We start from the raw sequence: 16622 nt of genomic DNA, 5'->3' as shown, positions 1-16622 counted from the left end.
CGGCATATGACCGCCTTATGACGTAGCGCTAAGGTGCGCCGCCCTCCTTTGCGGAACTCTTGATACCCGTCAACTCGATCTCCACACGGCGGTTCGGCTGCAGACAGGCGATCAGGGCCGCGCCCGGCGCCACCTTCTCGCAAGCGGCGACGGGTTCCGCCTTGCCCTTGCCATACGCGCTGATGACATTGGCGATGCCCTGTTCGCGCAACAACTGTTTCACCGTCAAGGCGCGCCGCTCGGACAAGGCCTGGTTATAGCTGTCCGAGCCCAGGCGGTCCGTGTGCCCCGTCACGGACAGCGTATCGATCTGCACATAGCCCTGCTTCAGGCGCGCCGCCAGGTCGCGGATTTTCTCGACGCCCTGCGGCAGCACGTCGGCCGCGCCCGCCTTGTCGAAGCGGAACAGGGCGTCCATGTCCAGGGTGATGCGTTCATGCCCGATGCGCGGCGGCAGGATGTCCGGCGGCGTTACCCGCTTCGGCTGCTCGGCGGGACAGGATGCCGCGGCGGACTGGGCGGCGGACTGGGCATCCTCGGCCAGTTGCACGTACGGGTTCGCGTGGCGCCAGCCCTGCTGCTTGTATTCATTGCCCGCATGTACCAGCTCCACTTCGCCGCACGCCACCTTTTGCGCGGCGCAGGCAAAGCCGGGCGAGGCGCGCAACTTGCCGAAGCTGGCCCACAGGTCGTCGCGCAAGCGCGTGGCGTCGTTCACCAGCGGCGTCGCATCGCCGGGATTGGGCGTGCTGCCGTCTTCCAGCGCGGCAACAATCTTCGCCGATTCCTGCAGCGCCTGCAGGGGAAAGGCCGAGCGGTCGTTGCGCGTGTATTCGTGGAACGATACGTCGAGCCAGCATTGCGCCTTGGACAGGTAATAGTCGCCCACGCGCACGCCGCCGTCGTTGAGCTTCTTGATGCGCTCCTGCAGCAGCCGGTACGCCTGCTGGTCGGCAGAGACGGCCTGGTCGCTGATGCGCAGCTGGGGCATGGCCAGCGGCGGCGCTGGCAGGGTCGGCGTAGCCGCCTGGGCCAGGCCCATGGCCAGCAGGCCGGCCAGCGGCAGCAGTTTCATCGTCGTGGTCATCATCGGTGTCATCGTCGGTATCAGTGAGGAAGTCATGGTAGCTTTCATGGCCGGGCCAGGGTACGGTTGATGGTGGCGTCTTTGCCTTTGAACAAGTTTTCATCGAACTTGAAGCGCAGGCGCAAATAGGGGCCGCGGGCCGTGTAGTCGGCGCCCGTCAGGTCGCGGTCGGAAAAGCCCGACCAGTTGTGGCCGGCCGACAGCCACAGGTTTTGCGCCAGCAGATAGCCCACTTCGACGCCGTTGGCCCACTGGCGGCTGCCTCCCTGCGGGCTGCCCATCACGGCCGCCAGCACGCCGATGTCCCAGTTCTTGCTGATGTCGTACACGGTGCGCCCGGAAAACAGCCACGCCGTGTATTTCTCTTGCCCGGCGGGCAGGTTCCTGTCGTTATTATGCTTGGCGGCAACCCTGCCCGTGAACCACCAGGGACGGCTGGGGTGGTAATCGAGGTGCGTGGAAACAATATGCGCGCGGTAATTGTCGCCATCGATCTGCGACTGGTCGCGCACCGTCTTGTACTCATAGCGGGCCAGGCCGTTGAAACGGTTGTCGTCCACGGGACGCCACGCAAAGCCCAGCTGCGCCCGGTCCTGCAGCACGTTGCCCACGGGCGCGCCGCTGGCGTCGTCGTTGTTGCGCGTGTACAGCAGATAATTGCGTGCAAGCAAAGTCCAGTCGCGGCTCAGCTTGCGCGCCCAGGCGATGGTATTGAGCCATTGATCCTGGCGCTGGTTGCCCGGCGCGATGTCGCTGTCGAACAGGCGCCGGTACTCGAGCTTGACGGAGCCGCGCCACAGGGGATTGACGGCATAGTCGAAGCCTGCCGCCACGGCCACGGCTTGCTGTTGCTGGCCGTTCATGACTTTCAGGTATTCCACATTCGTGTTCGCCGCCAGCCCTTCGCCCAGGTTCCACGTGTTGCGCAAGCCGGACGCCAGCTGCAAGTCGCGCTGGTTGCTGAGGCTGTAATCCATGGCGTCGCGCATGCGGTACTCGCCGAACACGGTGCCGCCCGGCATGTAGCCCGTATCGGCGCCGGCGACAAAGCTGGTGCTGCGGTCGGCCGGATTGAGCGAATACGCGGACGCCAGCCCCGTCTGGTTTTCATAGCGCGCATACAGCCGGCTGCGTTCGGCCAGCTGGTATTGCGCGCCCAGGCCGTAGCGGTGCTGGTCCGCGTCGGCGATGCTTTTTTCCACGTCGCCATTCAGTGTCCAGCGGTCCGTGGCCTTGTATTGCGCGCCCAGGCGCACGGTGGTGGCGTCCAGCGGCACCGTCGCGCCCGCGCCCACGCCGGGATTGATCGGCGCAAACGTGGTGATGCTGCCGCCCGTGACGGGGTCGATGGCCGTGTTCGCCGTGCCGTTGCCGAAAAAGCCGCCCGTGGGATTCAAGCCCGTGCCCAGCGGCGACGTGTTCGGCGCGATGCCAGCCGTCGACGGCATGCCGCCGCTCTCCTTCATGTGCTGCACGGACACATCGAGCAGCCAGCGCTCGCTGGCATTCCACGCCACGCCCAGGCGCTGCGCATCGCGGCGCGCATCGGTGCTGCGCTCGTCGCTGCGGATGGCCTCGCCATACACGGTGACGGCGGGACTGAGCTTGTAGCCCGCTTTCAGCCCCGCTTCGCCCCGCCCGCCCGTGATGCCGGCCGCCGTGTTATTGAAATCCTGGTCGGAACGGCTCCAGAACGCTTTCGCTTCCAGCTTCTCATCCTTGTGCTGCAACTCGACCCGCGCCGCATTGCCGCTGACTTCATCGCGCAACTCGCCCGCCTGGCCCGACGGCGTCGTGTAGATGCTGCCGCCCGCGCTGTAGCTGGTGGACGTGGTGCGCGCCACCTCGACCACCAGCAGGCTGTGCTCGCCGAGGCGCACACCCGCGTTGACACTATGCAATTTGTACGGCGACAAGGGATTCCTGTCTTCCACGGCCGAGCCGCCGAGCGAGACCATCTTGCCCAGCTGCACTTGCCCATCCACGCCCACGGTCCAGAATTTCTCGCCGCCCTGGTCCACCTCGTAGCTGATGCGTATCGATTGCGGGTCGCCATTCGGTGTCAGCGCGGGGATCGCCTGCTTGAACAGGATGCGCCCGCTGAACGGCTCGAAGCTGTAATCCTCGAAGCGGCGCAGCTGCGTCGCCTGCACGATATTGCCGTTCTGATTCTTGTCGCGCACGACGATCTCGATCTTTTCCGAGTTTTCGATGGCGTTGTTGTTGCGCACGGCGAACGGCCCCGACGTGCCGTTCGCCCGGTATTCCTCGACCACCTGCTTCAGGCTATCGTTGATGGCAAACGCATTCGCGACGATGCCATCCTGTTCATAGTGGCCGCGGCCGCCCGTGGCCGTGCGGTTGTACTGGCCCAGTTTTCTCTGCTGCAAGTTTGCCACGGCGCCGCCGCCCGTCATCTGGCTGAAGCCGTCTCCCGTGGCAAAGTCGCCATACAGCACATAGCTTTTTTGCCGGTCGATGCGCACATATAAACGGTCGCTGGAGCGGGCGTCGAAATTGCGCACGGAACTGTCACCGTACACGGGATAAAACTCTTCCGGATTGACATCGCGCAAGAGGCGCGCGCGCGTGTCCTTGTCCGAATCGTAGGCGGCCGTCAGCAAGGCGTCGCCTCGGATGGTTCCCTTCAAAAACATCGCCGCGCGGCCGGCCACGTTGGCCTTGCCATTGTTGAACGCCCGGCTCCAGCGCTGGATGTCGCGCTCGAAACCGTCATTGAAGCGCGACGGCGCAATGTCGCTGCTCGACAGGCTGCGCTTGCTGATGATGCCGTCGATCAAGCCCACGGCCAGCATGTCGCGCAATTCCGGCAAGAAACTGATCGTGCCCTGCGCCGCCACCTTGCCGGCCGAGACGCGCAACAGCACGTCCTGCGGCGTGGCGGGGGCCAGCAGGCTGAACGTCGCCACGCCGTTTTCCACCGCCAGCTGCGTGCCGGGCGTGACCTTGTCGGCGTCGCGCCGTTCCGGACCCAGTTCATCGGTGCGGGCGCCGGGCAGCAGGATGCGCCCGCCGCTGGCCTCGATGGTCAGCAAGGCCTTGCCCGTCAGGGGTTGGCCCTGCTCGTCAAACAGGCTCACCGTCACCTTGACGGGACTCTGGCCATCGGCCGGCACGCCGTTCCCGTCCGTCTCGACGGCGATGCGCGCCACGCCCCGGTTGATGGCGTAATCGGTGGCGCCCACCTTGCCGGCAAGGAAGGATGGCGCCGCCACAGCAGAGCTTGCCGCATGGTCCGGCAAGGGCAATTGCGCCAGACTGGCCGCCGGCAAGGCCAGCAGGGCCAGCGCGGCGGCCATGCGCCGGGGCGCGGGGAGAGTTCTCTTCATGGCTTGTTTCTCTTTAGCAGCATTGGCAAGCGGCAAGTAAGGTGACAGGGGCTTATTGCGCATGGCTGCCTCCTGCGGCTGGCGCGGCGGCAGGTACGCGCGGTGCGACGACAGGCTGGTTGGCGCTGTCCGTTGCCTGGGCCGGCGCGGCGGCCGGCTGGCTGCTGAAACTCAAGCCCCCTCCCTTGCCGCCCTCCCTTTCCACGCTGCGCACCTCGCCCTGCGCGCGGCGCGCCTTGACTTGCTCGAGCACGGGATTCGAGCACGAACCTTCGATGAAGTCGGCGCGCAGCAGCTCGCCGTTCTTGGTATCGAGGAACAGGCTGTGCGGATCGCCCAGGTTGCGGTTCGACGCTTCCATCATGCGGCTGGCGCGCGGCAAGGTTGCGCCATCGACCTTGATCGCATGGCTGTTCGGCGTGATGCCGCAATAGCTGTACTTGCCTTCCACGTCCGTGGTGAAGTTCGTGCCATCCTCCATATACAGCCGCACGCCCGGGATGCCCAGTTCCTCGCCGTCCTGCACGTGGTTGTTGTTGCAGTCGACAAACACCTTGCCGGCGATACAGGCATCCGTCGTGAACACGCCGCCCATCACCTTCACTTTCGCGCGCGCCTCGTTCGAGGGCGGGCCGTTGGTGGTCGTTGCCTGGGCCCGGTTGATGCCGTCGCCCTGCAGCGAACCGACGCCCACGCGCAGGCGGTAGCGGAAGCTGGCGCTGGCGTTCGGGGCCAGCGATTCCAGCTTGAAGTTCAGCTGGGGACCGGGCTTGCCGGAAGGATCGGGCTGCAGCACATTGTTGCGCGTGGTCGTGCCGTCGATGTAGCGGAAGCCGGCCGGCAGTTTATCGAGCACGCTGACGCCGAACGCCGTCGCCAGGCCCGTGTTCTTCACCTCGATCGTGTATTGCAGGCTGTCGCCGATCTCGGCCTGCGTCTTGTTGACACTCTTGCTGATCAACAACATCGGTTTGTCCTTCGTGTTGAACACGACGGGCGTAAAGCTGGGCGGCGTGGCGCCTGGCGTGGCCGGCAGCAGCAAGGTGTCGGCCGAACTGGCCAGGGCCAGCACGCTGGCCGGCGCCACCGGCGTGCTGATCCCGCCGGCGCCGCTGTAGCTGTGGCCGATGTTGCGCCCGCTCCCATCCGTGCCCGGCATGGTGCTCGCATATACCTGGTTCAATTGCGGCACGGTGGGAATCGCCGCCACGCTGCCGAAGTCGACCAGTACCGTGAAGACGATGTTGCAGCTTTCCTGCGGCTGCAAGTCACCCTGGCCGCTCAGCAAGCCAAACACGGTGACGCCGTTGAAGTCGGCATTCGCCGCGCAAGCCGTGGCGCCGGCGGGCCGCGCCGTAACGGCCAGACTGCCCGGCTTGAAAGTGACGTTCGTGGCCGTGGGGAAGACGGCCTTCAGGTTTTCCGCCACCTGCACCATGGTCGAGGTCGGATAACCGGCAGGATAGCGGTTGGCCGCCTGCACCGTGTAGCTGATCTCGAACTTGCTGGCGTCCACCTGCTGCTGCGCCGACACAGCCTTGATGACATCGACCACTTGCCGCAGCAACACCACGGGCGTGGGCGTGTCTTCGCCCGTGAAGGCGACGCCGCCCACGGTATCCGAGGCATTGCCGTTGCGGTTAGGATCGACCTTGTCCGCCAGCGCGGCCACCTCCGCCGCCGTCGCCGCGGCGCCCGCATGGCTGCCGCCATTGTTGGACGCATCGAACACGAGGCTGCCCACGGGCGGCGTGTACGTGGGGTTGGCGGCAATCACGCCTGCCGCCGGGGCGGGCGGCACGCTGATGGCGCCGCCTCCGTTGGCGACATTGCCGCCCAGCGCGCTGGCAAACACGCTGTTGTTGTACTGCGGCAAGGTCGTATCCTGCACCGTGATTTCCACGGTGAAAGTAATGACGCTCAACTCGCCCTCGCCCAAGGCCGCATCACCATTGAGCAAACGGAAGTCGCTGCCGCCGCAACCGCCCGTAAAGCCCGGATTGACGGCCAGCTGCCGGCTGCCGCCAATGGCGGGCGCGGCAGGCGGCGCGACGATGCGGCACGCGACCGGTTCAGGGAAGGCGGCGCGCAGGCTGTCGAGCGCCTGCACGTTTTGCGCCGCGCCCTTGCCCACGTTGCGGATCACCACCGTGTACGGCACGTTGAAGACCTTGGCCGACAGCTGGGTCACCTTGCCCACGCCCAGCGCCGCGCCGATGGCGGGATTCGCCACTTCCGTGACGGCCGTGCAGTCGGATGCCTGTGCGCAACGCGGCAAGTCGGGACCTGTCGGCACGATGGTGTTGCTCAGGGTGCCGCTGGCCGCCACTTTCGCGCTCACCGTGACGGCGGCCACGGCGTTCGGCGCCAGGCCGGCCGGCACCGTGCAGACGAGTTTATTCGCCGCCAGCGGCGCGCACGTGGTCGGTGCGGCGGGCGTGACGACGATCTCGGCCAGGCTGGCGGCCAGGTCGTCCGTCAAGGTGATGGCCGCCGTGGTGGCGCCGCTGCCGCTGTTGGTGGCCGTGATGGTCCAGCTGACGGTGTCGCCGATGCTGGCATTGGCCTTGTCCGCCACTTTTTTCACCATCACGCTGGGGCTGGTGACGTTGGTGGTGGTCTGGCAATCGGCCGGAGACAAGCACAACGGCGCATCGGGCCCGGACGGCACGACGCGGTTGAGCGCCGCGCCCGCCTGGGTGACGGTCGCCGACACTTCCACGCTGGCTTCGCCGCCATTGCCGATCAGGCCGGCGGGCACGCTGCACGTGAGCACATTGCCCGCCACGGGCGCGCAAGTGGCGCGCACGGGCGTGAGCACCACGTTCGCCAGGCCGGCCGGCAAGGTGTCGACCAGGGTCATGACGGCGCGCGTGGGGCCGGTGCCCGTGTTGCTGGCCGTGATGGTCCACACGACGGTGTCGCCCACATTGGCGCTGGCGCGGTTGACGCTTTTCCGCACCGCCACCTTGGGCCCTGTCAGCACGACGCTCGATTCGCAGCTGTTCGCCTGCGCGCAAGCCGGGTTGTCGGGTCCGCTCGGCATGACGCGGTTCGACAGCACGCCTTCCAGCGTGCCCGTGGCCGTCACGCGCACGCTGCGCGTGCCATTGCCGATAGCCAATTGGCCAGCAGCAATGCTGCAGCTTTGCACGCTGTTCGCCACCCAGTTCGCCAGTGGCGGGCACGTCACGCCCGCATCGGCGTTGACCGCCAGCACCGTCAGGTTCGGCGGCAGGATGTCCGCCAGGGTCACCACGCCCAGGTTGGCCACGCCGCCGCTGTTGATGGCGGTAATGGTCCAGATGAGGCTGTCGCCCACGTTGGCATTGCCGACGTTGGCCGTCTTGCTGACGCGAATCACGGGACCAGGCATGGTCACCGTGGCCGTGTTCGGCAAGTCGTACTGCACTTCCGTCGAGCTGGTGGCGATGATGCTGACGATGGTCGACACATTGCTGGCCGGCTGGATATACGACAGGCCAAAACTGTGCAGTTCGTTGGCCGCCAGGCTGGCGGGCAAGCCCGTCACCGTCAGCATGCCGCTGACGGCGTCATAACTGCCGGCCGCGCCGTTCAGGGTCACGCCCATCAGGCCTTGCGCCAGTTTCAGGCTGTACGTCACGTTCTCGGCCGTGCCGGAACCCACGTTGCTGTAGCTGACGATGCCGTTGATCTGGTCGCCGGCGCTGGTGGTGCCGGGGAAACCGTTCAGGGTGGTGGTCACGTCGACCAGCAGCTTGATGGCCGTGGTGGTGGTGGTGCAGTCCGCCGCCTGCGCGCAGACAGGATTGTCCGGGCCGCCAGGCAAGACCGTGTTCTGCAGCACGCCGGCCGCGCTGGCCGTGGCGCGCAGCACCACTTGCGCCTGTCCGCCCGGCGCCAGGCCGGCCGTCACGCTGCACGTGACGATATTGCCCGCCACGGGCGCGCAGGTGGCCAGTTGCGTGGACAGCACTTGCACGCCGCTGACGCCCGCTGGCAGGTTGTCGGTCAGCACGATGGCGGACTTGGTCGCGCCCGTGCCGCCATTGCTGGCAGTAATGGTCCAGGTCAGCAAGTCGCCCACGCTGACATTGCTCTTGTCGACGCTCTTGCGCACCGTCACTTGCGGCGCGACGAGGGTCGTCGTGGCCTGGCAGGCGCTGGCCGTATCGCAGGCGGGATTGTCGCCACCGCTGGGCACGACGCGGTTCGACAGGCTGCCGCCCGCAGTGCCGCGTCCCGTGATGACGACCTTGCGGCTGCCATTGCCGGCGGCCAATTGACCTGCCGCAATCGTGCATGACTGCACGCTGCCTGCCGTCCAGCTGGCGGCCGGCGGACAGCTCACGCCCCCATCGGGCGTCACGCCGAGCACGACGATATTGGCGGGCAGCACATCGGCGATGACGACGGCGTTTTGATTCGGCAAGTTGCCCGTATTCGTCGCCGTGATGCTCCAGGTCAGGATATCACCGACGGCCGCGTTCACCTTGTCGACCGTCTTGCTGGCGCGAATCACGGGACCGGGCAAGTTCGTCGTCGCCGTATTCGGCAAGTCGTTGACGATTTCCGTGGAACTGGTCCCCACCACGCTGGTGATGCGCGAGCTGTTGCTGGCCGGCTGGGTATAGAACAGGTTGAAACTGACGCTCTGCCCCGCGATCAGGGTGGCCGGCAAGCCGCTCAGCACGTACAAGCCCGTGGCGCTGTTGTAGACGCCGCTGATGCCGGGCGCGCCGCTGACGGGACTGACGGAGACGCTGCCCAGACCCGCTTCCAGTTGCAGGCTGTAAGTCACCGTTTCCGCCACGCCCGGCCCGACGTTGGCAAACGTCACCACGCCGCGGATGGCGTCGCCCGCATTGCTGCTGGCGGGAAAACCGTTGAGCGTGGTGGTCACGTCGACCAGCAGTTTCGACACCACCGTGGTGGTCTGGCAATCGCCGGGCACGGCACAGACGGGATTGTCCGGCCCGCCCGGCAGCAGCGCATTGACGAGGCTGCCCGACAGGGTCGCCGTGGCGCTCAGCTTGACGGTGGCGGCGCTGCCGGCGGCCAGGCCGGCCGGCACGCTGCAGTTGACGACATTGCCCGCCGGCGCGGCGCAGGTGACGGGCGCCACCGGCGTCACCAGCACGTTCGCCAGGCCCGCAGGCAGGGTATCGGCCAGGGTGGCGATGGCCGTGCTCGGTCCCGTGCCGGTATTGCGCAAGGTCAAGGTCCACGTCAGGGTATCGCCCACGTTGGCCGCCGTCTTGTCGACCGTCTTGCTGGCGTGCAGCAGCGGCGAACTGACGGTGCTGGTGGTGCTGCAATCGCCCGCCTGCAGGCAGACGGGGTTATCCGTGCCGCTGGCACTGACGCCATTCACCAGGCTGCCAGCGGCGGCGGCACGCGCCGTCACTTGCAGCGTGGCATTGGCGCCGGCGGCCAGGCCGGCCGGCACGCTGCACGTGAGCACATTGCCGGCCAGCGGCGCGCAGGTGACGGGCGCGGCGGGCGTGACGACGATATTCGCCAGGCCGGCCGGCAAGGTGTCGGTGAGGGTGACGACGGCCGTGCTGGCCCCCGTGCCGCTATTGGCCAGGGTGACCGTCCACGTCAGGCTGTCGCCGATATTCAGGGCCAGCTTGTCGACGCTCTTGCTCAGCGCCAGGCTGGGGCTGGTGATGGTGGTCTGCGTCTGGCAGCTGTTGGCCTGGAAGCAGGCTGGATTGTCCGGACCGCTCGGCATGACCTGGTTGGCCAGGTTGCCGCCCGCGCTGGCCTTGCCGGTCAGCACGATCTGGCGCTGGCCGTTGCCGGCCGCCAGCTGGCCGATGGCCACGCTGCAGCTCTGGCTGCTGTTGGCTACCCAGCTGGCCAGCGGCGGACAGGTGACGCCGCTGTCGGGCGCCACATTCGTCACGACGATATTGGCTGGCAGCAAGTCCGTCAGGATCACGGCGCCCTGGTTGGCCAGGCTGCCCGTGTTGCTGGCCGTAATCGTCCATATAATTTCTTCGCCGACATTCGCCACGGCCTTGTTGGCCGTCTTGCTGACGCGAATGATGGAACCGGGCATGGTGACGGTGGCCACGTTGGGCTGGTCGTTCGGCACTTCCACCGATGTCGTGGCGATGCGGCTGACCACGGTCGACAGGTTGCTGGCAGGCTGGATATAGCTGAGCTGGAAGCTGAAGCCCTGCCCCGCCGCCAGGGTGGCGGGCACGCCGCTGAAGGTCACCAGGCCGGAGCCGCCGTTGTAGCTGCCCGTCACGCCGCCGATGCTGACGCCGGTCAGGCCGGGCGCCAGTTGCAGGCTGTACGTCACGCCTTCGGCCGGGCCGGGGCCGATATTGCTGAAATTGACGGTGCCCGCTATCGTGTCGCCCGCATGCGTGCTGCCAGGAAAGCCGTTCAGGGTGGTGGTCACGTCGACCAGCAGTTTCACGGCCGTGCTGGTGGTGCTGCAATCGCCGGGCTGCGGGCAGACGGGATTATCAAGACCGCTCGGCACCACCGTATTGACATAGGCGCCGGCCGCATTGGCCACGCCCTTGACGACGATATTGAGCGTGGCGCCCGCCGCCATGCCGGCGGGAATGGAACACACGAGCTGGTTGCCGCTCGGCACCGCGCACGTGGCGGGCGACGCGGGCAACACTTGCCACAGGGTCAGGTTGGCCGGCAAGGTGTCCGTCAGGGTGACGATGCCCATGGTCGCGCCCGTGCCCGTATTGGCCACGGCGATCGTCCACGTCAGCGCCTCGCCCATGTTGATATTGCTCTTGTCGACGGTTTTACGCACGGCCACCTGCGGGCTGAGGATGGTGGTCGTCGTCTGGCACGAAGCGGCCTGGGCGCAGGCGGGATTGTCTGGCCCGCTCGGCAGCACTTTATTGCCCAGGCTGCCTCCGGCCGTGCCCCTGGCCGTGATGGTGATGCTGCGGCTGCCATTCACGGCGGCCAGCTGGCCTGGCGCGATAGTACACGCTTGCGCGCTGTTGGCCAGCCAGCTGGCCAGCGGCGGACAGCTGACGCCCGCGCCCGGCGTGACGGACAGCACCGCCACGTTGGCGGGCAGGATGTCGGTCAGGGTCAGCACGCCCAGGTTGGCCAGGCTGCCCGTGTTCGTGGCCGTGATGGTCCAGGTGATCGTCTCACCCACGTTGGCCGTCGTCTTGTCGGCCAGTTTCGTCACGCGAATGATGGGGCCGGGCACGGTTGCCGTGGCCGTGTTCGGCAAGTGGTTCGCCACTTCCACGGACGTGGTGGCGATGCTCGACGTCACCATCGACAGGTTGTCGGCCGGCTGCGTGTAGCTGACGTTGAAACTGGTACTCTGGCCATTCGCCAGGCCCACGGGCAAGCCGCTGAGGGTGACGACGCCCGTGGCGGAATTGTAGCTGCCCACGGCGCCCGTCAGGGTGACATTGCTCAAGCCGGGCGTCAGTTGCAGGGTGTACGTGACGCCTTCGGCCGGGCCCGGTCCCACGTTGGCGTAGGTAACGGTGCCGGAAATCATGTCGCCCGCCAGGGTATTCGGCGGGAAATTGTTCAGGGTGGTGGTGACGTCGACCAGCAGCTTGACCACCGTGGTGGTGGTGCCGCAATCGCCGGGCAGTACGCAGGCGGGAGTGTCGGGACCCGATGGCAGCACGCTGTTGACGGCGGCGCCAGCCACGGTGACCGTGGCGCTGACGACGATTTTCGCCGAGGCGCCTGGGGCCAGGCCGGCCGGCACGCTGCATGCGAGGTTCTGGCCCGCCACGGGCGCGCAGCTGGCAGGCGCCTGCGGGCTGACGACGACGTTCGCCAGGCCGGCCGGCAAGGTGTCGGCCAAGGTGACGGCGCCCGTGCTGGCGCCCGTGCCGCTATTGCTCACCGTCAAGGTCCACGTGAGCGTGTCGCCCACGTTGATGCTGGCCTTGTCGACGGTTTTCTTCACGGCCACGTTCGGCCTGGTAACGGTGGTGGTGGTCTGGCAATCGCCCGGCGTGGCGCAGGCAGGATTGTCGACGCCGCCCGGCACGAGGCTGTTGGCCACCGTGCCGGCCGCATTCGCCACGGCCTTGATGGTCACCGTTGCCTGCATGCCGCTGGCCAGGCCTGGCGGCACCGTGCACGTCAGCGTGGTGCCGGCGGGCACGCCGCAACTGGCGGGCGCCACGGGCAGGATCTGCAGCGCGCCCACGTTGGCGGGCAAGGTGTCGGTCAGGGTGATCGGGCCATTCGTGGGGCCGCTGCCGCTGTTGATGGCTTTCAGGGTCCACGTGATGGTGTCGCCGAGGTTGACGGTGGTCCTGTCGACGCCTTTCGTCACGGCCACGCTGGGGCTGGTCACCGTGCTGGTGGTGGCGCAGGCGGCAGGCGTGGCGCAGGCCGGGTTGTCGGCGCCGGACGGCACGACGCTGTTGTTGTAGGTGCCCGCTGCAGCAGGCTGGGCCGTGACGGTGAAACCGGCCACGCCGCCATTCGAGGCCAGGCCGGCCGGCACCGTGCACGTGAGGATATTGCCCACCGGCGCGGCGCAGGTGGCGCTGCCGACCAGCGCCACGTTCACGCCCGTCAGGTTGGCCGGCAAGGTGTCGGTGAGCGTGATGGGCGCGGTGCTCACGCCATCGCCGCTATTCGTCGCCGTGACGCTCCAGGTCAGAGTGGCGCCGATATTGATGCTGGCGTGGTCGACGGTTTTCGTCACCGCCACTTTGGGGCTGGTGATCGCAGTGACCGTACTGCAATTTTCCGCCGTGGCGCAGGATGGATTATCGGGGCCGTTCGGCATGATGCGGTTGGCCAGGCTGCCACCCGCCGTCGCATGCGCCGTGACGCTGACGCTGCGGCTGCCGTTCAGGGCCGCCAGCTGGCCGGCGGCGATGGTGCACGTCTGGGTGCTCGACGCCACCCAGGCCGCCAGCGGCGGGCAGTTCACGCCGGGGCCGGGAAGCACGCTGGTGACGACCAGGTTGGGCGGCAGCAGATCGGCCAGGCTCACGACACCCTGGTTGGCGATATTGCCCGTATTGCTGGCCGTAATCGTCCACGTGATGTTTTCGCCCACGTTGGCCGTCAGCTTGTCGGCCACCTTGGTGACGCGCACGTTCGGCCCCGGCACCATCACGGTGGCCGTATTCGGCAAATCGTTGGCCACTTCGACCGAAGAGGTGCCGATCACGCTGGTGACAAACGAACTGTTCGTGGGTGGCTGCGTATAGCTGAGATTGAAGGTGACGCCCTGCCCGGCCGCCAAGTTCGGCGGCAGGCCCGACAGGACGATGAAACCCGTGCCCGCGTTGTAAACGCCCGTCACGCCGCCGACGGACACGCCCGTCAAGCCAGGCGGCAATTGCAGCGTGTATGTGACGTTTTCCGCCGCGCCCGGTCCCATGTTGCGGTAGGTGACCGTGCCGCTGATGGCATCGCCCGCATTCGTCGAGCCGGGAAAGCCGTTCAGGGTGGTGGTGACGTCCACCAGCGCCTTGCTGACCACGGTGGTGGTCTGGCAGGCACCGGCCGTGGCGCAGCTGGCGCCATTGCCGCCGGACGGCGCCACGCTGTTGACGAAATTGCCGGCCGCCGTCGGCACGCCAGTGAGGCTGACCACGGCGCTGGCGCCCGGCGCCAGGCCGGCCGGCACGCTGCAGCTGAGCGTATTGCCGGCCAGCGGCGCGCAGGTGGCGGGCGCCGTGGGCGTGACGACGATGCCGGCCAGGTTGGCTGGCAAGGTATCGGTCAGGGTCAGGATGGCCGTGGTGGCGCCCGTGCCGGTATTGTTCGCCGTCAAGGTCCACTGCACGGTGTCGCCGATGAAGGCGCTGGTCTTGTCGACGCTTTTTTGCACGCGCACGAGGGGGCTGACGATGCCCAGGGTGTCGCTGTCGACGTTGTTCGCGGGGATGGGGTCCAGCGTGCTCGCGCCGGCCGTGGTGGTGATCGTCAGGCTGCCGCTGGCGGGCAGGTTGAAAGTGGAACTACAATTGATGCGCGAGCCGGGAATGAACGGCGACACGGGCGCGCTGCAGCTGGCCGTGGCGCCGGCGGGCAAGCCGCTCATCACGCAGGTGGGCGCGGCCGCGCTGTCGGGACCGTTGTTCGTGCACACGCCCGTCACCGTCACGGGCGAACCGGCATTGTAGGGACCGGCCGGCACCGTCGTGACGGCTTGCATGTCCGCCTGCAGGCGGCGGTTGCTGATGGTACACGTGACGGGCGCCTCGGGCATGGTGAAATTGCCCGCGTTGGCCGCGCCGCTGGAAATGACGGCCGCCGTATCCGTGCGCACGCAACTGTAGCTGCTCTGGTACTGGGCCAGCACGGTGGCCGTGCCCCCGGTTTCCGCAAACGTGACGAGGTTGCCCACGCGCACCACGGCGCTGGCCGTGGCGCCGTTGCCGCCCTGCACGCCGGCCGTGCCGTTAGCATTCATGATGAACAGGCCGCTGTCGCCAACGGGTGCCAGCACCTTGAGCACCGTCAAGGTATTCGTCCTGACCGTGGCCGTGGTGCTGCTGCTGTTGTTGCTCAGATCGCTATCCGTTTCGTTGGGCGAAACGGTCACATTGGCCGTATTCACGATGCTGGCGGCGTCGCCCGGCGTGGCCGTGATCGTCACCGTCAGGTAGGCACCCGCGGCAGGGTCGCTGACGGCGCCATTCACGGGCAGGTTGCCCATGGTAATGCTCACGTTGTTGCTGCCCGAACCCGAGGTTTTCGTGCCGCAGGAAGCGCTGCCGCTGGCGGCACAGGTCCAGCTGACATTGCTCAGGCTAGCCGGCAGCACGTCGCTGAAGGTGGCGCCCGTGCTGAGTGCCGGGCCGCGGTTCCACACCTTCATGGTGTAGCTCAGGGGCTTGCCGACGGAAAACTGCGCCGGTCCCACCTTGCTGACGGCCAGGTCCGTCTTGCTATTGGTACAGTCGGCATAGGAACTGGCCAGGCCGGGATCGCGCAATTGCGCAGCGGGAATAATTTCCGTCACATTGTCAGGACGCGTCCAGCGCATGTGCAGATAATTGATGCCGCCCACGTTATTCCACAGGACGCGGGCCAGATAACAGCCGCCGGGCGTGGCGCTATTGAAATTGCCGGCCAAATTCTGGAAATCCGTTTCATTATTCGAATATTCGGCCACGCTGCCCACGGCCACGTTGTACACGGTATTGCGGTAATTGGTCGAATATTGGGTCGAGAAATCCACCTTCACGTCGTCATCGTGCGCGACGCTGAATTTGTAATTGCCCGCCTGGGGAAATACCACCAGCGTGTACATCACGCGGCCCATGATCCAGGCCCGGCAGGCGGCCGACGTTTGCTGCGTATCGAAGTTGCATAACTGTCCGGGATTGGCGGTCGTGCCATTGGCCCAGTCCAGCTGCGCCGACGTCCCCGTGCGCGCCGCGTTGGCGGCGGGATTGGCGGCCAGCGCCGCCAGGCTGGCGAGCCGGCCCGTGCTGCCCGCGTTGAAGCCGTTGTTGTAATTGGGCGCGGGCGGATTGGCCGGCACCCGCTCGATGCCGCGGTAATCCTCCCACAACACCTGTGCGGCGGCGGGCGCGGCGGCGCCCAGCAGCAGGGAAGCGAGCGCCAGCGGCGCAACATGACACTTGGAAAAATGAGGCAGGCGGGCGCGGCCGACAAGCGCGGCCAGCATCCCCAGATAGCGCCCGGCGGACGAAAAAGCTGCGTGGCGGCCGGAACGGCCTGCCGTTTCCTGGTGTGTTTTGATCATGTTGTTCGCTAAGAAATGTACCGCTGCAAGATGCAGACAAATATAAAAATGACATTTATTTGTCATGATTATATGAACAAGTAACACTTCAAGCGTACGACAACAGTGGTTTTTTTGTTTCCAACAATGAAATTAAATTATCTCGTTGATATTTCACAACACATTCATCGAATTCATCGTGTAGTCACGCCGACATTCTATTTTTACCGCATACTGATTAGCTCGGCATTATATTTAAATTATCATTTACATAATCGTGCGAAACTATCAAACGCGTAGTTTGTTTTTCAAAAGAAACTATTAATGCTAATTAACAGCATTAATTCGAATTTGCCTTTTCCCGGCATGCGCGGCAATACCGCCATTCGATTTTTCACTGCCGCACATTCATTTTCTGGCGCCTGCTGTTAATACCAATTCCATTGCATTCACGTCCATTTCCCTGCAAGACTTGGCATGCGGCTGAAGGAATTGGTCTTGCAAAACGGGG

General features: G+C 66.2%; 3 protein-coding genes. All 3 read right to left on the bottom strand.

What is annotated here, in order from left to right:
- Positions 1–28: 28 nt before the first annotated feature.
- The 3 genes from NCG91_RS00315 to NCG91_RS00305 are packed head-to-tail and all read right to left on the bottom strand — an operon-like array spanning position 29 to position 16132.
- Entirely contained in the window at positions 29–1123 is a 1095-nt protein-coding gene (locus NCG91_RS00315; protein ID WP_251348112.1) for an OmpA family protein, read from the bottom strand.
- An 8-nt stretch (positions 1124–1131) separates the two neighbouring features.
- Complete coding sequence (locus NCG91_RS00310) at positions 1132–4437, bottom strand: hypothetical protein (protein ID WP_251348111.1); 3306 nt, start codon at positions 4435–4437, stop codon at positions 1132–1134.
- A 52-nt stretch (positions 4438–4489) separates the two neighbouring features.
- Positions 4490–16132: a hypothetical protein gene (locus NCG91_RS00305; protein ID WP_251348110.1), complete on the bottom strand. Its 11643-nt coding sequence runs from the start codon at positions 16130–16132 to the stop codon at positions 4490–4492.
- Positions 16133–16622: the final 490 nt, after the last annotated feature.

This window comes from Janthinobacterium kumbetense (assembly GCF_023703445.1).
GTDB lineage: Bacteria > Pseudomonadota > Gammaproteobacteria > Burkholderiales > Burkholderiaceae_D > Janthinobacterium > Janthinobacterium kumbetense.
Note: the sequence above shows the minus strand (reverse complement) of the source record. Positions and strands in the feature narration are given on the sequence as shown.

Excerpts from the sequence above, each read along its gene's own strand:
- NCG91_RS00305 (WP_251348110.1), bottom strand. The coding sequence starts at position 16,132 with ATGATCAAAACACACCAGGAAACGGCAGGCCGTTCCGGCCGCCACGCA.
- NCG91_RS00315 (WP_251348112.1), bottom strand. The coding sequence starts at position 1,123 with ATGACTTCCTCACTGATACCGACGATGACACCGATGATGACCACGACG.
- NCG91_RS00310 (WP_251348111.1), bottom strand. The coding sequence starts at position 4,437 with ATGAAGAGAACTCTCCCCGCGCCCCGGCGCATGGCCGCCGCGCTGGCC.